Raw genomic sequence first — 22,396 nt, 5'->3', positions numbered from 1 at the left:
ACGTGTTCGAGCTCAGAAACGTAACCAAGTCGTACCTCACGCCCCATGGCCGTCGGTATGTCTTCCGCAACCTGTCGCTGGCGATCCCGCCAGGCAAGAACATCGGGCTAATCGGCCGCAACGGTGCCGGCAAGTCCACGCTCATGCGCCTGCTTGGCGGCGCAGACGTGCCCGACTCGGGCACCATCATTACTGACCGCAGCATTTCCTGGCCGGTCGGTTTGACGGGCGGCTTCCAGGGCAGCATGAGCGGGCGCGACAACATCAAGTTTGTCTGCCGCATTTATGGTGCAACCGGCGAAGCGATGCGCGAGAAGATTCGCTACGTCCAGGAATTCGCCGAAATCGGTGACTGGATCGACGAGCCGATCAAAACCTACTCTTCGGGCATGCGCTCACGCGTGGCGTTCGGCCTGAGCATGGCATTCGACTTCGACTACTACCTGATCGACGAAGTTATGTCGGTGGGTGATGCGCAGTTCAAACGCAAGTGCAACGAGGTTTTCCAGGAAAAACTGCAGAAGTCCAACGTCGTGCTGGTTACCCACACCATGTCCGAAGTCGAAAAACTCTGCGACGTGGTCCTGTTGGTGCGCAATGGCGAAATCCAGGTATACGACGACGTATCCGAAGGCATCAAGGCTTACAGCAGCTAATCAATCCATTCCCAATTTTAAGCAGCACCGTTCGACTTCAAGGATGCATCCAACTATGAGCAGTACGGGTAAAAAGAAGGGCTGGCGCCTGGCGATCGCCATGGTGGTTTTGCCGATGATCCTGGCAGGTGTTTACTACGGCATCTTCGCCGTTGACCGCTTTGTCAGCTCCGCCCAGGTGGTGGTACGCCAGGATGGCAACAATCAAGGCGCGCAGATGCCCGGCCTTGCTACCTTGCTGACCGGCACCAACCCGGCCTCGCGGGAAGAGACCCTTTACTTGCGCGAGTACATCACCTCGATGGACATGATGCTGCTGCTTGAAGACAAGGTGCAGTGGATTGAACAATTTGCCGCCCAGCGCAGCGACGTGTTCTTCTGGCTTGACAAGGACGCCCCACGCGAAGACCTGCTCAAGTACTACCAGCGCATGGTTTCGGCCCACTACGACGAAACCACCGGCCTGCTGCGCGTCGAGGTTCAGGCATTCACCCCTGAGCTGTCCGAGAAAATGCTGCGCGTCATCCTTCAGGCCAGCGAGCACTTCGTCAACGAAGTCAGCCACAACATTGCCCGTGAGCAGATGAAATTTGCCCAAGGCGAACTGGAGACCGCACGCGCCAACTACTCCAAGCGCAAGACCCAGCTGCTGAACTTCCAGAACGAAAATAAGGTGCTGGATGGCGGCAACTCCGCACAGAGCCGTGCAACCATCATTGCCGACCTTGAAAGCCAGTACACCAAGGAACAGGCCGTACTGACCGAGATGTCGTTCAAGCTGCGCGCTGACGCCCCCCAAGTCCGTCAGCAGAAGCAGAAGGTGGAAGCCATCACCCATCAGTTGGCCAAAGAAAAACGCTTGCTGGTTTCGTCCCCGCAAGGCTCGCAGGCAAACGTGATCGCTTCGCGCTTCCAGCAACTGACCCTGGACGCCGGCATCGCCGAGGAAACCTACAAAACCGCTGTTGCCGCGCTGGACAATGCCCGCGTTGAAGCGAGCAAGAAGATTCGCACTCTGGTGACCGTAGTCAGCCCCAATACCCCCCAGCTCGCTCTCTACCCGGAGCGCTGGTACAACCTAGCAACCATTTTGCTCGGCCTATTGATGCTTTATGGCATCACGCGCTTCATTCTGGCTTCGATCGAGGATCATCGTGATTAAATCCCTGGCTGTCTCCAAGACATTCAATATGAAACTGGCTGCTTTGGCGCTGGCGACCTTGGGCCTGGCGGGTTGTGGCGGCACCATGTCCGGTGCCGGGCCATACAAGGGCACGATTGAAGACAAGAACGAGGCCTACAACCTCGTGGATATCAACGCCAGCACCATTGGCCCGTATCTGGCAGGCGCACCACGCGCCTCGCTGGCTACAGTGACCAAGCCGCAGCCACCTGAAGTGCGCCTGGCGGCAGGCGACACCTTGAATGTGCTGATTGCCGACACCGCTCCGGCAGAGTCCGCCCTGTTTGCCCCTCTGGCAACCGGCGGCACCCAGTTGAAGTCGCGTATTGACGCTCAGGGCATGCTGTCGCTCCCTTATGTGGGCCGTCAGTTCGTTGCAGGCATGACCCTCAACGAGGTCGAGGCCATGATTCGCCGCCAGCTAAAGGGCATCACAACTGACGTGCAGACACACGTTGAGCTTGTCGGCGACCTGTCGGGCTCGGTGCTGGTTGCCGGCGCAGTCAAGACCCCTGGGCGCTTCAGCACCCTGCAAGGCCCACTAACCCTGCTGGATGCTGTCAACCAGGCAGGTGGCCCTGTAATGGAGCCACACCTGGTCAACGTGACTGTGCGTACTGGTACCCAGATACAACAGTTCAATTATGAAGATGTGCTTTCGGGCAACAACATGGTGCTGCGCCCGAACTCGGAAGTAGTACTTGATCGTGCACGTCAGCGCTTTGTAGCGATGGGAGCGGTAGCAGAGCCAGGCCTGAAAGACCTTCCAAGCCAAAACACCAGCTTGCTGGATGCACTGGGCAGCGTAGGCGGCTTGCGTGAAGCGAATGCCAACCCGGAAGGCGTATTCGTGTTCCGCATGGCGAGCGGTACTAATGCGAAGCCAACCGTGCTTCGTCTGAACATGCGCGATCCGGCTGCAGTGTTTTATGCACGACAGATTGCCATCAAGCCTGATGACACTATTTACGTAACAAACGCAGCTGTATACGAGTGGCAGAAAGTAATTTCTCCAATCGTACAGACTATGCTGCTCGGCCGCGCCACCGGCGCTTATAAATAATTTTTTCATCGGCAATAGGGAAATTAAGATGATCCCCGTCGTACTTTCTGGCGGCTCTGGTTCTCGCCTCTGGCCACTCTCACGTGCCATGCATCCAAAGCAATTCCTCAGCATTGGTGGTGAGCACTCACTATTCCAATCTACGCTGATGCGTTTGGCTAAGATCGATAGCATCTCGCTGACTCCTATCATCGTGAGCAACGAGGACCATCGTTTTCTTGTCGCAGAACAGTGTCGGGCTCTGGGCGTGGCGCCAAGTGCTATTCTGCTTGAGCCCTGTGGTAGAAATACTGCTCCGGCTATTGCGGCAGCTGTAGTCAAGGCGCTCAGCACAGGCAAAGACGATCTACTTTTGGTCCTGCCGGCTGACCATGCCATCGATAATATCGAAGCACTGCAGTTTGCTTTTGAAGCAGGTGCCATAGCCGCTAACGACGGTAATATCGTGACCTTTGGAATCGTACCCAACAAACCTGAAACGGGATATGGTTACATTCGAGTCGCAGAAAAGCGTGAATCTGCACAACCAGTAGAAGCATTTGTCGAGAAACCTGACTTCGAGACGGCGCAAGGCTATCTGGAAGACGGACGCTACTACTGGAACAGCGGTATGTTCCTTTTCAAAGCGTCAGTCATGCTGGAGCAGTTGCGCGCTCACGCTCCACAGGTTCTTCAATCTGTCGAGGCCGCTCTTGAAACCGCAACAAGTGACCTGGATTTCACTCGACTCAATGCAGAAGCATTCGGGTGTGCAGAGAATATTTCCATCGATTACGCCGTCATGGAACGCTCTGACAAGGTTGCGGTGCTGCCTCTAGATGCTGGCTGGAACGACGTGGGCTCTTGGTCAGCCGTCTGGGAAATCACGAACAAAGATGCAGAGGGCAACGCCTCCCAAGGCGATGTAATCTTGGAAGCAACTCGCAACGCCTACGTGCATGCTGAGCATCGTATGGTAAGCGTGCTTGGTTTGGATGACGTTGTAGTTGTCGAAACCGCTGACGCTGTGATGGTAACTTCAAAAGAAAAAGCGCAAGACGTAAAACTGCTAGTTGACCGGATCAAGAAAAGCAAACGCTCAGAAGCAACCAACCATAGGAAGGTTTACCGGCCGTGGGGTGCATACGACTCGATTGATAATGGCACACGCTATCAAGTGAAGCGCATCACTGTCGCACCAGGGCAAAAGTTATCTGTACAGATGCACCATCATCGCGCAGAGCATTGGATCGTAGTGACTGGCACAGCAAAAGTCACCATCGGCGGCGAAGATGTTCTTCTGACAGAAAACCAATCCACATATATCCCAGTGGGAGTGGTCCATGCCCTTGAAAACCCGGGCAAAATCCCACTTGAGATGATCGAAGTTCAATCAGGCACGTATCTCGGCGAAGATGATATCGTGCGATTTGAAGATCGGTACGGCCGTATCACCGCTTAACACAACTCACACTTTAAGCCTTAGATCCGTAGCAGGGAAAGATCTTGAACAAATTAGTGCTCGACTGGTTCCGTAACAAAGATGGCGACAACGGCGTTCTTCTTCGCAATGCTGGCTGGTTGCAAAACTTCCTGTATTCCACTGGCCTGGTAGACAACTCGTCTGTAGAACCCTCCGATAACATCCGCCGTGTGGAGTCAGTTTACAAAGCATCTGGTATGGCTATGAACCAACATAGCTGGGCCTACCTGTACGATAATCTTGAGCGAATTTCGATCGCTCACGACTTCTTCTTAGAGTCGTGCTCCTCGGAGCTGGTAATTGGCTACGAACTGTCAAGAGCTCAGCTGCAAGCTATTGATAAAGCGGGAAAACGCTACATCAACCTCTGCACGCACCCGCTTCGGTTCGCTCCTGACTACTTCCTCGCAGCTGCGACAAACGATCCGCAAATTCACAGCCGACTGAAGTCGGTCGCACCAACACGCGACTACATTGAGCAGAACGTTGGCCTGATGAAAGCACGTGCCGCGCGTCGCTACCATCGCCGCATGAACCCAGAACAAGGCCTTGTATTCTTCGCACAAATTGCAGTCGACTCGTCGCGAATCAAGAACGGCGAAATTATTGATGACTCCTACATCATTCAATCGCTCGAAAGAACACTCGACGAAATGAAGCCTAAGAACCTTTACTTGAAACATCACCCACACGAAAAAATGTCCAGCGCACTTACTTCCGCCCTGGAAAAAATGAAAGGTAAGGTCATCCCTACAGAAACCTATGACTTGCTGAGCATCTCTGGCCTGCGCCTCTGCGCACTTTCTTCCGGTATTTGCCACGAAGCCGCCTACTTTGGTTGCAAGCCAACAAAGTTCCTACCGAATCCAGAGTTGTTCCCGATCCTTGGAGAAGAAATTGCACTTGGCCAGTACAATATTCTACCGAGCAACATTATTGATAAGCGCTTCTGGGAATACGTATTGAAGGGTGCCGAATGTCCTGCACCGGTTTACCCGCTCCCTAATACTCCGTATCGCACAGCATCAGGACTGTCATGGGGCTGACCATGATTTACTTAGATATCACCCGAATTTTCAACAGGGTTAATGCATCCTCGCCGACAGGCATTGACCGTGTTGAGTTCGAGTACGCAAAAAACTCGCTCGAGAAGGGTCACTTTTTTGCCTATCAAAAAAGGAATGAACTTTTCAGCGCCCCCCGCTACCTTGTAGAAATGGTAGTAGCATATTTGGCCGAGCGCTGGGAAAAAGGTCGCGAGGAAGACCCCAGAGTTGAGCATTCAATTAAAGAGTGGGCTAAATCGCTGCGTCTAAAACCAATGCCAAAGCCGACCGGCACCGTTAAGTTCCTGAGGGAGCTTAAAGGAAAAACATTCAAGGAAAGACTGTCAGCAGTCAGATCTGAAGCCGACTACATCAAAAAGAAAGCTCCGCAGGTCCCTAGCAGTATTGCCACGCTCTTCGTAGCTTTATTTCACGATAAAATCCTCAAAAAATTTGAGGCAGCGAATACCGTTAATGCTCCAACAGGCATTCATTGGAACAAAGTATTCGAGAGAGCATGCTACCTGAATGTGGGCCATACTGGACTCGAGAAAAAGGCACTATTTGAGCATGTGAAGGCGAATGGCGTTCAAGTCGCCCTTTACCTTCACGATTTGTTGCCGATGACGCATCCTCACTTATTTGTCGAAGGCACAGACAAAACCCATAAAGTCCGAATGGACAACATGGCAGCGTTTTCAGATTTAATTTTTGCGAATTCGTTCTACACCAAAGAAAAATTCGAAGAACTCTATGGTAGCTCTTCAGTTGCAGGCGTGCTCGAAATCGGATCTCAAGAGCTAACCAAAAAATCGGTAATTGCGGCCAACCAAAGAAAGAACTTCGTTTCAATTGGGACAATTGAGCCGCGAAAAAATTATCTTTGGCTAGTTCGCGCCTGGGATTCTTACTGCCAAAAGAATCCAAACAAGGTCAAAGAAGACAAGCTGATCATCTTTGGTAAAGTTGGCTGGCTGAAGGACAAAGAACTAAGCGAACTCCAAAAGCTAGCTAAAAAAAGCAATATCGAAATCATAAGCGGTGCTAGCGACGAACTAATTCAAACTACTTTGTCCCAGGCAAAAGCTTATGTAACCGCAGCGGAGGTAGAAGGCTGGGGAATGCCGCTCGCCGAAAGCCTTAGCTACGGCACGCCAGTGATTGCTACTGACGTGGCTGCACATAGGGAAGTAACGCGAAATACAGCCCGATTCTTTGAGTTTAACAACGTGGATGAATTCCACTCCCACTTGGATGCGTACTACATCAAGCAACAATATGAGGTTGCGCTCAGTGATGTGACGCGTTACGCTCCGTGGCAGTGGAAATCTCACTTCGACCGCCTCGCTCAGCATATAAACGGTCAAGTTTCTTGATAGACCCCTCCTTCCTAGCGAAGGAGGATGTCAATTAAACAAGGCCTAGATAGATGCCAAATGATCAAACAGAACAACTACTACCTCTGATCAAAACCGAGGGTGAATTTACAATAACAATCGGCGAAGTAAAACTAAGCCTTCATCTTACCAACAAGCACGAGCGACAGTATGCTGCAAACTGTGCTGCAGGTATTAAATACCCGCAAGCAGATATTGACAAATTTCTCTTTCAGAATTTCATAAAGCCTGGCGACCTCATTATTGATGCCGGAGCAAATATTGGCTTCTCCGCACTTCAGATGATTGCCGCTGGCGCAAAGAAAGTATACTGTTTTGAACCTGTAAAAGAGCTATTTAATAGACTCTCCCAAATACAAACCGATAAAATCGTAGCTCACAACTTCGGACTATCGTCTACCCGCGCCCAAGCAGAAATTATTATTTCTTCAAGCCATAATCAAGGGTCGACATATTCAAATGAAATGATCGAGCTTTTCCCTCAAGTATTTGGCGACCAGCCAAGCAAACAGAGAAGCAAAGTACTACCACTTGATTATTTTTTTTCTGACCGCGATATTAATTTCATAAAGATCGATGTCGAGGGCCTTGAGACAGAGGTATTAATTGGTGCAAAAAAGCTTCTGAGTCGTCGAAGTCTGCGTACAATTGTGCTCGAATCGTACACTGGCACTGAAGAAATAAACAAAGTTTTGGGCGATCGCTTTCCGTTGCGCTACAGGGTCTACTTGGACTCTAAATCATACGATCTTAAATTACAATCTCCTGACGAACCTATTAGCCCTAACGCAATAAAAACCAGCCCAACTTATTTGTTTACTAATGATCTTGCGTCTGTATCCCTGCTTATGAAAAGCGAGACTTATCAATGCTGAAAGATAACAAGCTGCGCTTCACAGAAATCGGCAAATGTGACGCGAACGAACTTGAAAATATCTTCACTCAACTTGAAAAGAATGAAATATTCAAGCTTGCAGACAAAAAAATCATTAAATCTGAAGAGCTAATTTACGATACACTCAACGAATTTGAGAAATCGACGCTCGGCAACGGTCGTTTCAGAATCTGGCAAGGCGAGGCTAGATTTGATTGCCTATTCCACGAAAAGCCCGATACCGAATATTTGTATGTTTTCCTCAATGGTTCCCGCGGCGAGGATCTGAACAGCTTCGCGCCAATCCCTCGATTCGGCAGATGGTCTTGGCATCAACTATTCAATGGAAGCACGCTTTTCATTGAAGATCCGATGCTCTACAAATATGAGACACTAAACCTTGGTTGGTATTACGGCACTAGCGACGTAGACTACCTTGAATCGACGCTAAACATCGTCAAAGCTGTACAAAAAAAGATCAATGCTGCAAAAATCATATTCTATGGTAGCTCGGGCGGTGGTTATGCCGCTCTCCAGTTGGCTGCCCGCCTCCCTGATAGTTTCGCTATTTCAATTAACCCCCAAACCCAGCTTTTTAAGTGGGGGTCTGCAAATAGCTTTACTGAGCACACCAACATTGACTTGGAAGTTCACGATCAACGCCTGCGAAATTTTGCCGGCGAAGCCGTTGCCAAGAATAAGTCATCTAAGTACTTTGTGATTCAAAACGCCTTGTCCCACGACGATTGCTCTGATCACTTCCTGCCGTTCTGCAGCCAAGTCGGCCATAACGCGCAGTATGGTTTATCATCAAGCAATAATATCCTCACTTGGCTTTACTCTACGCCTGGTGGGCATAACAGCACCGACAACAAATCCGTACTGTACTTCATACTTGATTTAGCTCTAAGCTTCTTCAACACAAACAACTTTGCCATTTCCGATAAAACATCAGAACTTTATAAGGTAGTCAACACCCTCTGGCACACTAGCTTTCATCTTCAGGATTTATTGAAAGAGAGAAAAGAAGCCGCCACCCCAGAGCCTGGCAGAGCAAAAGACAACTTCATAACAAGCAAACAGCTGGCGCGTGCAGGCAAGCTGGACGATGCACTGGATCTCGCTCGTAAAGCAGTCTCTTTGAACCCGTCTAACATAATCTACTTGATCAATTTGGGTGATATCCAACGCAAGATTGGAAAGACTGAAGCCGCTCTTGAAACCTTGCTTCTGGCTCATGAAGTTCAGCCCGACAACCCAAACTTGAATTTCCAAATAAGCGCCACCTATAGCGTACTAAAAAACTTCGGCGCTGCACTTGATCATGCCAAGATCTCAGTAATTGGTGATCCGACTAATATCAGCTTCAGAAACAACTACACTAACATTTTGCGAAATACTCAGGACTATGACGAGGCGATTGCCAACCTCGAAGAAACTTTCAACATAGACCCAGACTCACCTTGGACGCATGTTCAGGCCAGCCGCATCTGGATTGACCTTAAAGACGCCAACAGAGCGATCAAGCATGCACAATTAGCAGCTGACCTCTCCCCCAGTGCAACTGCGTTCCAAAATCACCTCTCGTACACAAAAAAAATTTTTGTCACAAGTGAATAAAGACATGATTAAAATTACCGACGCCATCTCTGTATCTAACGACGCTCCGTTTGTTTTGTTTGGCGGCATCAATGTACTTGAGTGCGAAGATTTAGCTCTTACTGCATGCGCCGAGTATGTACGTGTCACTGAGAAGCTGGGCATTCCATATGTATTTAAAGCCAGCTTTGACAAAGCTAACCGCTCCTCCATTCACTCCTATCGCGGGCCAGGCATGGAAGAAGGCCTGCGTATTTTCGAGAAAGTGAAAGCTGAATTTGGCGTCCCTATCATCACTGATGTTCATGAAATCTATCAAGCCGCACCAGTTGCTGAAGTCGTTGATGTAGTACAACTTCCAGCCTTCTTGGCTCGGCAGACTGACTTGGTAGTTGCACTGGCCAAAACTAATAAGCCAGTGAACATTAAGAAGCCACAATTTCTTAGCCCTTCACAAATGCAAAATATCGTGCATAAGTTCAAGGAAGCTGGAAACGACAAACTTATTCTGTGCGATCGCGGCTCATGCATGGGATATGACAACTTAGTTGTGGATATGCTTGGCTTCGGCGTTATGAAGCGCACCTGCGAAGATCTGCCAATTATCTTCGATGTAACTCACGCATTGCAGAATCGTGACCCGTCTGGCGCCGCCTCGGGTGGCCGCCGCGAGCAAGTTGTCGACCTCGCGCGTGCAGGTATGGCTGTTGGTCTCGCTGGTCTTTTCCTGGAAGCACATCCTAATCCGAATGAGGCTAAATGCGATGGACCAAGCGCACTTCCACTAGAGAAGCTTGAGCCATTCTTGGCTCAAATCAAAACACTAGACGATTTAATTAAATCCTTCCCTGCTCTGAAAATTTCGTAAGGAAGCGCTGAAAGCAAGGATTGTGAACATGGCAAATTTTTCCCAACGGGTTGCGATTATTATTCCGGCCCGGTACGGCTCTACACGGTTACCAGGTAAACCGTTAGCCGATATTGCTGGAAAGCCGATGGTTCAGTACGTCTACGAACGTGCGCTCCAAGTTTCTAATGCGCATGTCGTAGTCATTGCTACTGATGATCAACGTGTCGCCGATGCCGTTCGCGGTTTTGGTGGTGAATGCGTAATGACTTCAGCAGATCACCCATCTGGTACTGATCGTCTTGCAGAAGTCATGACCCAGATTGATGCAGATATCTACATCAATCTACAGGGAGATGAACCACTGGTACGACCAGCGGATATTGAAGCCCTGGCTGCTGGGATGCTACTCGATAGCAGCGTCAGCGTTGGTACACTGTGCCACACTATTGACGCGACCGAAGCGATGAATCCCAACACCGTCAAGGTTGTGCTTGCCAATAATGGCAACGCACTGTATTTCAGCCGCTCGCCCATCCCGTATCCCCGCGACAGCAGCGCAGCCACCTATCTGAAGCATGTTGGCGTTTACGCATATCGTCGGGAAGTACTAGCTGAGTACACAGCTTTACAGCAGCCTATGATGGAACATGCAGAGAAGCTGGAGCAACTGCGTTTGATGTCTGCCGGGTACTGTATTCGTGCTTATGTAGTCGAACCGACTGGTCCGGGCGTCGACACACCGGAGTGCCTGGAGCAGGTGCGAGCACTGATTGAAGGTAGATCTCCTTCAGCAAAACCCTCATTGGCAGACATCCGACTGGTTATCACCGATGTGGATGGCGTTTTGACAGATGGCGGCATTTACTACGACGCCACCGGAGAATGTCTCAAGCGTTTTCATGTTCGCGATGGCATGGGAATGCGCCTTCTCGAAGAAAATGGCGTACGAGTAGCAGTCTTGTCTGGTCGAGACTCTGCGACTTTGCGGAAACGGGTTTCTGATCTAGGTGTTACGCTCTGCCAGTTCGGCGTGAAAGATAAGTTAGCAGCCTGTAAACAATTGATCGCCGAGGCAGGTGTTACAGCTGAGCAAGCTGCCTGTATTGGTGATGACTGCATCGATCTACCAGCATTTGCAGCTTGTAGCATTTCATTTGCTGTAGCGGATGCACCTCTGTACGTGAAATCTGCTGCAACGCGCGTATTAAATAGCTCGGGTGGCACTGGAGCTTTCCGCGAAGTGGCTGATGCCATTTTGTTTGCGCAAGATAAGATGGCAACAGTCACAACCGCAGAAGGATATGCAAGCGTCATGAACAAAATGGCGCAATAAACCGAGCGTGGCAGCGCACAAGCTGCCACACACCCTCATAAAATCTGAACTATTTCTAACTTTCCACATCCAAACTACTCACTTAGTCCCATCAGAGATACGTGAGCATGCCTTTACTTCTCGAACGTAGAAAATTCCTCGGCACCACAATTCTTGGCGTCGCAGCTACCAGTAGCGGGCTAGTAACAGCGTCAACCTTGGCACCCGAAACAGAAAAGAAACTGGATAGCAAACTCTCTTCATCTGCCATCGCTCAAATAAAAACTGGAAGTCAGATAGGCTTAATCGGCGACGGTAGATACCATGCCCTCTCAGAAAAATACTCAAGCTTGCAAGATGCGCAGAACGCTTTCCCCTTCATTAACTCATTGCAGCAGTCTATCGACTGGGCCATTTTGCAAAGCGAATTAGACAAAGCAAAAAACCAGCCTACAGTGATAGATCTGCAGGACCTTCAAATAGTTCTATCTGAGCCACTTGTATGGAAAGGAGGGGCCTACTTAAAGGGCGCGCAGGGCCAGTGCAAAATCACACTGATGGACAATGCAAACTGTAGCGTTATTGAAAGCGACTCTTTTGACAATTGGAAAGAATGGAAAGGTGGGGCGGACAATAACTACACATTAGATGGAGGTATTGATGGCATCATCATTGACGGAAACGCCCAAAACCAGAAAATATTTCCCTCGTCAGAAAAAGACCTGACGTACGGCCTAAAAATCCACTCACATAGATTTCAAATTGGCTGGCTACAAGTCCATAATATCAATGGAGTTGGCATCAGATTAGCGTTCAATAAAAGCCTAGTTAACTCATTCAGAAATACACAGGATTCAAGCGCCCCCCTTCAAGGCAGTCCTTTATCGCTAGCCGCACCCTACGACATAAAAAACATAAATATTTCTGACACTCTATATGAATCATTTGTGTTTGAGGGCCCTGCTGACATCCCCATCTGGAACCTGAGCACTAATTACTGCGGCTGGACCTCGCGCGCAGCCCCTCCCCCACCAAATCGTAAATCCCTATTGTTCCCAGGGGAGGAAATACATTCTGTCCGCATTCAATCTCCATGCAAAATATCTTATGCAAATCTGAATGGAGCTATTTACGGAAGGTCACTGTACGTTGCAAAAAACACTAGGTTTCATGCTGATTGCATCATCACATCATCTTCTTGGGGAGGGGCATTAATAGAGGGCTCTGCATACGGCTCAATTTCCAGCCTGCTTCTTCAGCAAAACAGTTTCTCACATAACAACCAAACCCTACCTTATCTTGAAATTCGTTTCGACGCCCAAGCCGGACGCAGCAAATCAAGAATATCCATACTTCATGTCTCCACTAGAAGGACTAGCAACACACCCAAAGGCAGGGGAGACTTTATTTATGATGATACGGGAATATTTATTGGCCGAATCGATTGCGTAGACAATAGATTTATTGCCGGCAACGGATTAAGGATCGGCAAAAATAATATTGGCGGCCACTACCAAAGCATTGATCTAAGAAACGTAAGAAGCGACGACAGTACCACCGGTACAGCCATCACCATTGAAGCCGGCTCAAGAGACTGGCAAATCGACAGAGTCTATCTGAATAATTGCGACCGCGGAATTCTCAATCTGGGGAAAAATATGCGCGGCACCGTCTTGAGCGGCTTGATCGAATTACGAAAAAGTCAAATAGCGCTAGAGGGCGTAGCAAAAGGCAGCGCAACGGACTCAGTAATTTCAAATAAGAATTTTATCGCACTGGACAACATCGGCTCATGGGCAATAGAAATTCTGTCCGAAAGGAAAAGGTTTTACAACAAGGCTAGAGCGTCAGCGAGCATCAAAGTTTCTAAATCCGGACAATTAGATGAAACAACACTGGAGCATAAGCTTTGGCGCATCCCGACAATAAAGGACATTCAAATCTCATCGTACTGGAAAGGTGCAGGCTATCCCGTCTTCAATGTTGGCGTTAAAAAAATCTCGACAAACACCATCTCGCTAACCGGCGCAATTCTAAGCGAAGAACAGGGTGAACTACTTATAACCGCCCACCTAAATTAAGTTCTCCAACTCCTATATTGGGTTAGCCAACAAAGCACAGCCAGGCTCAGAGGTAGTAAATCTATAATTCTAGACCTCAAAAATCCAGCTCACTGGCACCCAGTGAGCCCAACTTTTACCCCCAAAATACGCATAAATAGATTTAGAGTCTAAGCGCATTAGAAAAGCCGGGGGCAGGACCCGGCTTTTCTACAGCGACTTAATCGAAAATTTCTACTACACCTACAACAGCCCCCTCAGCGTCAGTCACAGCCAACGCCCGAATCTTGTTGTCCAGCATATAGGCCTCAGCCTCTGAAAGCTGTGAATCTTCGCAAATAGTGTGTGGGCTAGCAGTCATGAACTGATCAACCGAGGCCTGAATAATGCTCTCATCTTCCAACAACGCCCGACGCAAGTCCCCGTCAGTAACAATGCCTACCAACTTGTCGTTATCCATTACTACCGTCATACCCAAGCGGCTGCGGGTCATGACCAACAGGCAATCATGGAAGCTAGTAGACGGAGCAACAACAGGAGCGGGCGAATGCATGACATCGCACACACGAGTCAGCAGCTTGCGGCCCAAGCTGCCACCGGGGTGGTAACGAGCAAAGTCCATCGGTTTGAACTGGATTGCTTCGATCAGCGCTACAGCCAACGCATCGCCCATGGCCATGGTCGCCAGAGTCGAAGTGGTCGGAGCCAGGTTGTTCGGGCAAACCTCACGCTCAACCGAGATGTCAAGCCAGATGTCTGCGTGCTTGGCAAGAGTGGACTTACCATTGCCGGTCATCGCAATAATTTTGTTACCGAACGACTTCAAGCTAGGAATCAGCTTGATCAGTTCTTCAGTTTCGCCACTGTAGCTGATGAGAATCAGTACATCGATCGGCTTGAGCATGCCCAAGTCGCCATGGAAGGCTTCGGCTGGGTGCAGGAAGAAGCTGGGTGTGCCTGTGGAAGCAAAGGTGGCGACCATCTTCTTGCCGATCAGACCAGACTTGCCCATGCCACACACCACGGTGCGGCCTTGGCAGCCGAGGATCAGTTCAACGGCACTTTGGAACTCGCCGTCAATGCGATCGGCCAGCTGAGTAACGGCTTGAGCCTGGGCAATGAGGGCTTCTTTAGCGATGCTGAGGTGATTCATTTTCGTCCCTGACGACAGCTGAATATGTGCGAAACCGCGGATGTTAAGGTTTTTGTAACGGGAAGCAAAGTGCGGGGTGGCCATCTGTGAACAATCTGACTGACGGCGGTTCTTACTTAGCAGCACGGCATAGGCAGCCTCACCACCGCTCATGGCATTGTGATATCAACTTCACTCCTACCGCCTGCATTCATTGCACGTGAGTATTTCGGCATCCAACAGCTAGTTGATTTTAGCCATAGCAAGACCCCGCTCCTCGAACAATACACGTCTGGGCGTCCCTACCTGATAGCCCGCCACCTAGGCTTGGGCTCGACTCGGCACGAGTCCGATGCACAGATCCGGAAATGTATAAGTGAATGCCGCCATGGCAGCTGGCACGATAGAGCCCTAAAGCCCCAGGACTACTTGCAATCTAGATTTCCATCCTACGCACAACTAGCGCCCTACCACACCAACCGATTGGCAGCTCCCCAAGCAGAAGCGCGCCGCATCTACAGCTATCTGGCGATTCAACACTGCTACTACTCGCTTCCGTTTTTGATGCCTTGATTTATGCCTTGCTTCAAGGCTCAAGGCACCGTGATGGGGTGAGAAAACGCCCAGAGGCTCGCCAGAACTCGCAGAAAAATTCACACCCGGGATAGCCCTCGCAACAGGAGATTCACCCCTCGCCCCTTCCAAATCAATGCCTTGTTGTAACTTTTCGTTGTGCGCAGGCCTCTCATACAGCAGCATATCCCCCTTTCGCAGCTTCAAATTGGACGTATGGCACTGCCAACATGGATGTAACGACCCCCCCCACGAGCCAGCACATAACCAGCAAAACACTCTACCGCTGGCAACCCGCCTCTCTCGAAGATCACCTGCGGGCGCTCAAGCCCCAATGGTACGGGAAGGCACTGGAGATCAGTAGTGAAGCGCTGGGGGCAAACGCGTCGTTCGTAAACTATGTGCGCCACCATCGTTTCCTGGATCCTTGCACCGGGCTGCCCGTGGAGATTGTGGAAAAGTCCATTCGCAAGGTAGCATTCATAGGGAGTCAGGAAGCTCGCTTTCATCGCTCCGAAGGCATGCTAGCGGGCAGCACGCACTTCCTTTACCCCTCTTGCCTGGGTGTGATCGAGACACCATGGGAGAGCTTGGTCTTCACTGAATTCGTACGCGGCAAACCACCTCACATGCACGCAATTGCCAAGCAGTTGGCACTGGGCATTGCCGAACTGGAAAGTCTGAGCCATAGCTATCTTCACTCACAACCGTGGACCAAGGCGCTTTTGCTCTGGAGCATGGACTTCTACAGGCCTTGGTTTCTGCTACGACCGCGCTTTAACTTCGCCCGCTGCCTCCCATCACTGGAAAGACTCGGGCTCGAAGATGATCGGTTCGCCGGCCTAGCTGAGCGCTTCAAAGCCTTTGTCCCGTTGACTCGCAAGTTGGCAGCCAGAGCCCGACGCAGTTCGCGCTGCATCAGCCACATGGATTATCTGCGCAAGAACTTGTTCGTCGACAAGGGCCAGTTGCACCTGATCGACTGGAGCGAGGTGAAGGTTGGGCGGGTAGGATTCGACGGCGGAGCCTACCTTGGCAGCCTGTTCCGACGCAAAGACATGAAGGTGTTCCTGGCAGCCCAGGCTGAGTTTATCGAGGCGTACCGTGCAGCCTTGCCAGAGCGTTTCGATGCAGAGCAAGCGTTGGAGAACTTGCGTTACATGTTTCTGCTCACAGCACTGTTTCATTGCCTGCGTCCAGAGACGGTCGCGGAGTACCGAGAGCGAGACCGTATGGCATTGCTGCAGGAGAAATACACGTATTTGTTAGGGCTGATGGAAGGCACGCAGATTGGAGATTATGGGTAGAAGACTTGGCAGGTTCGCTAGCAAGTCCGCACCTATGACGTGGGCACGCTGCAGCCGCTTTTAGGGAGTTTGCGAAGTATGGATAGCATTTTGATGCCATACCTCAGCATTTGCGCGGATTGTCTAATTTCTTTTTGCGTTTTTTTACCAGCGGCACGCCTACAAAACTGAATTTGTATTAAGATTCCTCCCTTCTCGTTTCCACCGGACCCGCAGGGCTACTGGCCCCTGCCGCCCCTTGTTGAATGGATACCGTTCCACATTTATGGATGAAGTTTCGCCTCGCCCTCGCCTACTGGTCCTGTCAAAAGGCGCCCAGCGCATAAGTACCCTCCCCGCCCTGCTGCCCGATTACGCGCTGCAATATGGTGGTGTGCGGTATGTAGCTCAAGCAGATTGCGTGATGGCCTGGGGACGTAAGCCGAGCGCGATCAAAGCAATTGTTAAAGCAGGCAAGGCAGGTAAGCGAGTAGTTACACTTGAGGATGGGTTCGTACGATCATTAGGCTTGGGGCCAGATGAACCGCCTCTATCCCTGATCGTCGACGACGTAGGTGTCTACTACGACGCTAGCCAGCCATCGCGCCTCGAACAACTGATCGCCACGCCCCTAGATGCCGAACAAACCCAGCGCGCCTTGGCGTTGCGTAGCTTGTGGCAGCAGCAACGGGTGTCCAAATACAACGACGCACGCATCGAGCTGCCCGCGCTGCCAGCAGACTGTGTGCTGGTGGCAGACCAGACCTGTGGCGATGCTTCGCTGCAGGGCGCCAGCGTCGACGACTTCCGGGCCATGCTGGATGCGGCGTTGGCACGCTACCCGCACAGCACCATCGTGCTCAAGGTGCACCCTGACGTGGTGGCCGGTCGCAAGGCCGGGCACTTCGACCTGGCGGCACTGGCCAACAACCCGCGCGTGCAGGTACTGGCGCACAATATTCACCCAGCCGATTTGCTGCCGCGCATGCGTGCGGTATTCGTGATGACCTCGCAGTTGGGCTTCGACGCCCTGTTGTGGGGCGTGCCGGTGCATACCTGGGGTATGCCCTTCTATGCCGGCTGGGGCCTTACCGATGACCGTTTGCCAGCGCCCGCGCGGCGTAAACCAGTGCCCCTGGCACAGCTGATTCACGCCAGCCTGGTGGCTTACCCGCGCTATGTGTGCCCGGAGCGCGGTCAGCCCTGCACGCCAGAGGTGCTGATCAACTGGCTGGGGCTGCAACGGCGGCACCGCAGCGTGTTGCCGAGCGCCGTACAAATGCTGGGGTTCAGCCGCTGGAAAGAACCGCTGGCAAACCTGTTTTTCAATGGCGCGGCCATTCGCTTCGTCAAGCCCGAGCAACCGCTGGCGCAAGATGTGCCGGTAGTGTCCTGGGGCTGCAAGCACGACACTGATCTTTCTGCCCACCCACTGCCAGTCAATCGGGTAGAAGACGGCTTTCTGCGCTCGGTCGGCCTTGGTGCCGGCAAGGCGCGGCCTTTGTCTTGGGTGGTCGATGACCTGGGCATCTACTACGACGCCACCCGGCCTTCGCGCCTGGAGCGCATTCTGGCCGACGAGCCATTCGACCCGCAGTTGCTGGCCCGTGCACAGGCATTGCGCCTGGCCATCTGCGCTGCAGGGCTGACCAAGTACAACTTGCCTGGCAGCCGCTGGCAGCGCCCGCAGCATGCGCAGCGGGTAATCCTGGTGCCTGGCCAGGTGGAGGGCGATGCGTCCATCCGCTTTGGTGGCAACCGTATCCGCAGCAACCTGCAACTGTTGCGCGCAGTGCGTGAACAAAACCCTGATGCGTGGCTGTTGTACAAGCCCCACCCTGAAGTACTGGCCGGTACCCGCGCCCGTGGTGACGACGAAGCGCAAACCGTGCATTGGTGCGATGAAGTGATCGGCGATACACCCCTGCAGCAGTTGCTGGAAGTGGTCGACGAATTGCATGTGCTGACCTCGCAGTCGGGCTTCGAGGCCCTGCTGCGCGGAGTACCGGTGACCACCTATGGCCAACCGTTCTACGCCGGCTGGGGGCTGACCCGCGACCTCGACCTGCAAGCAGCGGTACAGGCGCGGCGCAGCCGGAAACTGACGCTGGACCAGTTGGTGGCGGGCACGCTGCTGCTGTACCCCACTTATGTAAGCCTGGTGACCAACCGCTTCACCACCGCCGAACAAACCTTATACGAACTACAAAACTGGCACGCCTTACCGCAGCCTGGAGCTCCCTCCCGATGGCAGGACTTGAAACGACGCTTGAGCAGTTTGTTGGGCATGAAGCGCCTGACCAACTGAATGCAAGGGCGACGCGTGGTCCGCTGCTGCGTATCCCGTCTCACAACTTTTTGTTTCTACAGGGTGTCAGTTCGCCCTTCTTCAGCCGCCTTGCCAAAGGGCTGCGTGATATCGGCCAGCGGGTGCACAGCGTGCGCTTCAATGTCGGTGATGCCCTGTACGGCCCGCGTGGCGCGCAACTGACCTGTCCGCATCGCCCCGAAGACATGGAGGCCTGGTATGCCCAGGTATTCCGCCAGCTCGACATCACCGACCTGGTGCTGTTTGGTGACTGCCGCCCGGTGCACCGCCCGGCCGTGGCCCTGGCGCGGTTGTCGGGGATTCGCGTACATGTGTTCGAGGAAGGCTATTTCCGGCCCTACTGGGTGACGCTGGAGCGCGACGGGGTTAACAACAACTCGCGCCTGCCACGTGACCCACAATGGTACCGCGAGGTGGGCAAGCACATTCCGCGCTACCAGAATGGCAACCCGTTCAAGCTGTCGTTCACCGCCCGGGCCACGCACGATGTGCTGTACCACGCAGGCGGTGCGCTAAACCGGCTGTGCTTCCCGCGCTACCGCACCCATGCGCCGTTCAACGCTGCCATGGAGTACGCCGGCTTCATTCGCCAGGGCGTGCGCTTGCTGCGGGCCCGTGTGCACGATGACGCGCTGGTGGCAGAAGTGGCCCGGGAGCGGCACCCCACGTTCCTGCTGCCTTTGCAGTTGGACAGCGATGCGCAAATTCGCGATCACTCGCCGTTTCAAAACATGACCCAGGTAATCGAGCATGTGATCGACTCGTTCTCGCTCAACGCGCCGTTCGATGCTCGCCTGCTGGTGAAAAACCATCCGCTGACGCCGGGGCTGATCAACTATCGCAAGGTGACCGAGCAATTGGCGCGCAAGTATGACGTGGCCGAGCGTGTCGACTTCATGGAAAGCGGGCACATGCCCACGCTGCTTTCGCACATTACCGGTATGATCACCGTCAACAGTACTGCAGGGGCCTCGGCTATCCTGCACCACCGCCCGACCTGCACGCTGGCCGAGCCGATCTATGCCATGCCGGGGCTTACCCATCAGGGCGGGCTGGACGACTTCTGGCAGCAGCCCGAGGCGCCCGACAACACCTTGTTCCAGCGCTTCCGCAACACCGTCATCCACACCACCCAGGTCAACGGCGGCTTCTACACCGCCTGTGGCATGGACATGGCCGTGGCCAACTGCCTGGAAGTGCTGATGGCGAAAACCTCAAGAATCGAAAAGTACCTATGAGTTCGCATGCCTCTCCCCGCTGCATCCTCATCACCGGCGCCACGGGCGGTATCGGCGGCGCGTTGGCGCCGGCCTATGCGGCCCCGGGCGTAACCCTGATCCTGCAAGGCCGGCGCCACGAGCGCCTGGCCGAAATGGCCGAGCAGTGCCGCGCCCTGGGTGCCCAGGTGCTGCTCGAAGCCATCGATGTGCGCGACCTGGACGCCCTGCGGGCGATGGTGCGGCGGGTCAGCGAGCAGCATCAGCCGGACCTGGTACTGGTCGGTGCCGGGCTGAACACGGCAGTGGGCGCCAATGGCGAAGCAGAAGTCTGGGACGATAGCCGCGCCCTGATGGAAGTGAACGTGCTGGCCGCCCTGGCCACCGTCGAGGCTGCCTTGCCGGCCATGCGCAGCCGTGGCAATGGGCAGATCGCCCTGTTCAGCTCGCTGGCGGGTTGGCGCGGCTTGCCGGTAACGCCTACCTACAGCGCCAGCAAGGCTGCCATCCGCGTGTATGGCGAGGCCATCCGCGACTGGCTGGCACCGGAAGGGGTGAAAGTGAATGTGATTGTGCCGGGGTATGTGGAGTCGAAGATGTGCTTCGAAATGCCCGGGCCAAAACCGTTTTTGTGGACCGCCGAAAAAGCGGCCCGGCGCATCAAGCGCGGGCTGGCGGCGAACCAGGCACGTATCAGTTTTCCGTTCCCGCTCAACCTGGGCACCTGGCTGCTGGGGCTTATCCCGCAGTGGCTTTCTTCGATGATCCTGCGTGGGCTGAAGTACAGTGATTGAAGTTTCTTTGTTGCCGGTTGCAGTGATCGGCCTTGGCTTGACCGTGGCGGTCGAGCGCCTGCTGCACCCGCGCCCTGCCCTGCGCCGCCCGGCCGATTGCTGGATGCTGCATGCCGGGCTGTGGTGCGTCGGCTTTGGGCTGCTGTATGCGCTGACGGCGCGGCCGTTGTTCAGCGGCGTCAACCTGCTGTTGCTGTGGCTGCTGATCGTGCTGGTAAGCAATGCGAAGTATCACTCGCTGCGCGAGCCGTTTGTGTGTGCAGACTTTGAATATTTCAGCGATGCAGTGAAGTTTCCGCGCTTGTATCTGCCGTTTTTCGGGCTTACCAAGGCGGCAATGCTGGCGGTGGGCTTTCTGGTCTACCTTTGGGCGGGCCTGAGCTTTGAGGTACCGGGCGCGCGGCTTGCGGCGCTGTTGCCGCTGGTGGTCGGGTTGGGCTTGTTGCGTCTGGGCCATCGGCCGGTGCAACCGAGCTTTGATGCCGAACGGGACGTGCGAGGCTGGGGCTTGGCGGCCAGTTTGTGGCGGTACTTCTGGGCAGCGCGGGCGCCGGTGGATCGGGAGGCGCTGGGTTCGCCGTTTGGGGGGCAGCCGGTGGAGGCCGCTTGCCCTGCGAATGCGTCGGCTCAGCACACCCAGCCCCCGGCAAGCTCGTTGCCAGACCTGGTCTCGGTGCAGAGCGAGTCGTTCTTCGATGTGCGTGACCTGTGGCCTGGCGTGCGCCAGCAAGTGCTCGGCCAGTACGATCTGCTGGCCAGCCAGGCGCTAGCCCGGGGCAAGCTGCAGGTCGCAGCCTGGGGCGCCAATACGGTGCGTACCGAGTTCGCCTACCTTACCGGCATCCCCACCGGGCGGCTTGGGGTGCACCGCTTCAACCCCTACCGCGTGCTCGCCCGCCGGGGCCTGCCCAGCATTGCCTCCAGGCTCAAGGCACAGGGTTATCGCACCATCTGCATCCACCCTTACGACGGTGGCTTCTATGGGCGCAACAAGGTGCTGCCGGCGCTGGGCTTCGATGAGTTCATCGATGTAAAGGCGTTCAATGCTTCGCAAAAAGCCGGGCCGTTCATTGGTGATTGCGCCGTGGCAGACAAAATCCGCGAGCTGCTGCAGGCACCTGGCCGTACCCAGCCGCTGTTTATCCATGCGGTAACCATGGAGAACCACGGCCCGCTGCATCTGGAGAGCGTGGCGGCACACGAGCTGCCTGCCTGGTTCGACCGCCCGCTGCAACCGGGCATGCAGGACCTGGCCCCTTACCTGCGCCATATCTGCAACGCCGACCGCATGCTGGGCATGCTGCGTGAAACGCTGCTGGCCCTGCCGAAGCCGGCGCTGCTGTGCTTCTATGGTGACCATGTGCCGATCTTGCCTGAGGTGTACCAGGCAATCGGTGCCCCGGCGGGCGACACCGACTACCTGGTCTGGTCCAACCGCCACCAGCCGGGCTGCCGCGCCAGTGCACTGGCGGTGCAGCAGTTGTCCAGCACCTTGCTGGCCCACGCCCAGGCGACTGTGGCGGGCCGCCAGGCGCCCGTGGCCACCGCCGGGGTAGCCTGACA

Annotated in this window: 17 protein-coding genes; 16 read left to right on the top strand and 1 reads right to left on the bottom strand. The window is 53.6% G+C overall.

Annotated features, from left to right (window positions below; genetic code table 11):
• Window positions 1-2 precede the first annotated feature (2 nt).
• The 11 genes from AC2T3R_RS06780 to AC2T3R_RS06730 all read left to right on the top strand — a co-directional run bounded on the left by AC2T3R_RS06780 (window position 3) and on the right by AC2T3R_RS06730 (window position 13,523).
• Window positions 3-656: an ABC transporter ATP-binding protein gene (locus AC2T3R_RS06780; protein WP_280044990.1), complete on the top strand. Its 654-nt coding sequence runs from the start codon at window positions 3-5 to the stop codon at window positions 654-656.
• Between the two features lie 55 nt (window positions 657-711).
• Window positions 712-1,818, top strand: a complete 1,107-nt coding sequence (locus AC2T3R_RS06775; protein WP_285690114.1) for a KpsE/RkpR family capsule polysaccharide export protein — start codon at window positions 712-714, stop codon at window positions 1,816-1,818.
• Entirely contained in the window at window positions 1,811-2,902 is a 1,092-nt protein-coding gene (locus AC2T3R_RS06770; RefSeq protein ID WP_285690112.1) for a polysaccharide biosynthesis/export family protein, read from the top strand. The genes AC2T3R_RS06775 and AC2T3R_RS06770 overlap by 8 nt, the downstream gene beginning before the upstream one ends.
• Window positions 2,903-2,930: 28 nt before the next feature.
• Window positions 2,931-4,343 (top strand): mannose-1-phosphate guanylyltransferase/mannose-6-phosphate isomerase, encoded by a 1,413-nt coding sequence (locus tag AC2T3R_RS06765; RefSeq protein ID WP_285690110.1) that lies wholly within the window; start codon window positions 2,931-2,933, stop codon window positions 4,341-4,343.
• A gap of 44 nt (window positions 4,344-4,387) precedes the next feature.
• Window positions 4,388-5,410, top strand: coding sequence for a hypothetical protein (locus AC2T3R_RS06760; RefSeq protein WP_285690108.1), 1,023 nt, complete (start codon window positions 4,388-4,390; stop codon window positions 5,408-5,410).
• On the top strand, window positions 5,401-6,786 hold the full coding sequence (locus AC2T3R_RS06755) for a glycosyltransferase (RefSeq protein WP_486744821.1): 1,386 nt from the start codon (window positions 5,401-5,403) through the stop codon (window positions 6,784-6,786). The genes AC2T3R_RS06760 and AC2T3R_RS06755 overlap by 10 nt, the downstream gene beginning before the upstream one ends.
• Window positions 6,787-6,839: 53 nt before the next feature.
• Window positions 6,840-7,682 carry an FkbM family methyltransferase gene (locus AC2T3R_RS06750; protein WP_285690104.1) on the top strand — a complete coding sequence of 281 codons (843 nt, stop codon included), beginning with the start codon at window positions 6,840-6,842 and terminating at the stop codon, window positions 7,680-7,682.
• Complete coding sequence (locus tag AC2T3R_RS06745; protein WP_486744820.1) at window positions 7,676-9,301, top strand: hypothetical protein; 1,626 nt, start codon at window positions 7,676-7,678, stop codon at window positions 9,299-9,301. The genes AC2T3R_RS06750 and AC2T3R_RS06745 overlap by 7 nt, the downstream gene beginning before the upstream one ends.
• Window positions 9,302-9,305: 4 nt before the next feature.
• The gene (gene kdsA, locus AC2T3R_RS06740; RefSeq protein ID WP_486744819.1) at window positions 9,306-10,148 is read left to right on the top strand and encodes a 3-deoxy-8-phosphooctulonate synthase; all 843 of its coding nucleotides are present in this window, start codon (window positions 9,306-9,308) and stop codon (window positions 10,146-10,148) included.
• 28 nt (window positions 10,149-10,176) lie between these two features.
• The gene (gene kdsB, locus AC2T3R_RS06735) at window positions 10,177-11,463 is read left to right on the top strand and encodes a 3-deoxy-manno-octulosonate cytidylyltransferase (protein WP_486744818.1); all 1,287 of its coding nucleotides are present in this window, start codon (window positions 10,177-10,179) and stop codon (window positions 11,461-11,463) included.
• Between the two features lie 107 nt (window positions 11,464-11,570).
• On the top strand, window positions 11,571-13,523 hold the full coding sequence (locus AC2T3R_RS06730) for a hypothetical protein (protein ID WP_486744817.1): 1,953 nt from the start codon (window positions 11,571-11,573) through the stop codon (window positions 13,521-13,523).
• Window positions 13,524-13,722: 199 nt separating this feature from the next.
• On the opposite strand, the gene AC2T3R_RS06725 is transcribed toward AC2T3R_RS06730, so the two are convergent.
• A complete protein-coding gene (locus tag AC2T3R_RS06725) occupies window positions 13,723-14,655 on the bottom strand; it encodes a KpsF/GutQ family sugar-phosphate isomerase (RefSeq protein WP_285691234.1) in 933 nt (310 codons plus the stop codon).
• A 782-nt stretch (window positions 14,656-15,437) separates the two neighbouring features.
• Between AC2T3R_RS06725 and AC2T3R_RS06720 the strand changes: the two genes are divergently transcribed.
• From AC2T3R_RS06720 to AC2T3R_RS06700, 5 genes are all read left to right on the top strand, one after another.
• Window positions 15,438-16,514, top strand: a complete 1,077-nt coding sequence (locus tag AC2T3R_RS06720) for a phosphotransferase family protein (protein WP_486744816.1) — start codon at window positions 15,438-15,440, stop codon at window positions 16,512-16,514.
• Between the two features lie 265 nt (window positions 16,515-16,779).
• Window positions 16,780-18,801: a capsular polysaccharide biosynthesis protein gene (locus AC2T3R_RS06715; RefSeq protein ID WP_486744815.1), complete on the top strand. Its 2,022-nt coding sequence runs from the start codon at window positions 16,780-16,782 to the stop codon at window positions 18,799-18,801.
• Window positions 18,741-20,060, top strand: coding sequence for a capsule biosynthesis protein (locus AC2T3R_RS06710; protein WP_367245753.1), 1,320 nt, complete (start codon window positions 18,741-18,743; stop codon window positions 20,058-20,060). The genes AC2T3R_RS06715 and AC2T3R_RS06710 overlap by 61 nt, the downstream gene beginning before the upstream one ends.
• A complete protein-coding gene (locus AC2T3R_RS06705; protein WP_486744814.1) occupies window positions 20,057-20,833 on the top strand; it encodes an SDR family NAD(P)-dependent oxidoreductase in 777 nt (258 codons plus the stop codon). The genes AC2T3R_RS06710 and AC2T3R_RS06705 overlap by 4 nt, the downstream gene beginning before the upstream one ends.
• A gap of 7 nt (window positions 20,834-20,840) precedes the next feature.
• A complete protein-coding gene (locus AC2T3R_RS06700; protein WP_341802419.1) occupies window positions 20,841-22,394 on the top strand; it encodes an LTA synthase family protein in 1,554 nt (517 codons plus the stop codon).
• The last annotated feature ends 2 nt before the right edge of the window (window positions 22,395-22,396 follow it).

Source organism: Pseudomonas sp. PVC-5-1, assembly GCF_057444345.1.
The sequence above is the reverse complement of the archived record's forward strand: the minus strand, read 5'-3'. Positions and strand labels throughout refer to the sequence as shown.

What these genes read in the sequence shown, in the direction of transcription:
- AC2T3R_RS06755 (WP_486744821.1), top strand. Translation starts at nt 5,401, where the DNA reads ATGGGGCTGACCATGATTTACTTAGATATCACCCGAATTTTCAACAGG.
- AC2T3R_RS06765 (WP_285690110.1), top strand. Translation starts at nt 2,931, where the DNA reads ATGATCCCCGTCGTACTTTCTGGCGGCTCTGGTTCTCGCCTCTGGCCA.
- AC2T3R_RS06705 (WP_486744814.1), top strand. Translation starts at nt 20,057, where the DNA reads ATGAGTTCGCATGCCTCTCCCCGCTGCATCCTCATCACCGGCGCCACG.
- AC2T3R_RS06775 (WP_285690114.1), top strand. Translation starts at nt 712, where the DNA reads ATGAGCAGTACGGGTAAAAAGAAGGGCTGGCGCCTGGCGATCGCCATG.
- kdsB (WP_486744818.1), top strand. Translation starts at nt 10,177, where the DNA reads ATGGCAAATTTTTCCCAACGGGTTGCGATTATTATTCCGGCCCGGTAC.
- AC2T3R_RS06750 (WP_285690104.1), top strand. Translation starts at nt 6,840, where the DNA reads ATGCCAAATGATCAAACAGAACAACTACTACCTCTGATCAAAACCGAG.
- AC2T3R_RS06720 (WP_486744816.1), top strand. Translation starts at nt 15,438, where the DNA reads ATGGATGTAACGACCCCCCCCACGAGCCAGCACATAACCAGCAAAACA.
- kdsA (WP_486744819.1), top strand. Translation starts at nt 9,306, where the DNA reads ATGATTAAAATTACCGACGCCATCTCTGTATCTAACGACGCTCCGTTT.
- AC2T3R_RS06730 (WP_486744817.1), top strand. Translation starts at nt 11,571, where the DNA reads ATGCCTTTACTTCTCGAACGTAGAAAATTCCTCGGCACCACAATTCTT.
- AC2T3R_RS06745 (WP_486744820.1), top strand. Translation starts at nt 7,676, where the DNA reads ATGCTGAAAGATAACAAGCTGCGCTTCACAGAAATCGGCAAATGTGAC.
- AC2T3R_RS06725 (WP_285691234.1), bottom strand. Translation starts at nt 14,655, where the DNA reads ATGAATCACCTCAGCATCGCTAAAGAAGCCCTCATTGCCCAGGCTCAA.
- AC2T3R_RS06710 (WP_367245753.1), top strand. Translation starts at nt 18,741, where the DNA reads ATGGCAGGACTTGAAACGACGCTTGAGCAGTTTGTTGGGCATGAAGCG.
- AC2T3R_RS06715 (WP_486744815.1), top strand. Translation starts at nt 16,780, where the DNA reads ATGGATGAAGTTTCGCCTCGCCCTCGCCTACTGGTCCTGTCAAAAGGC.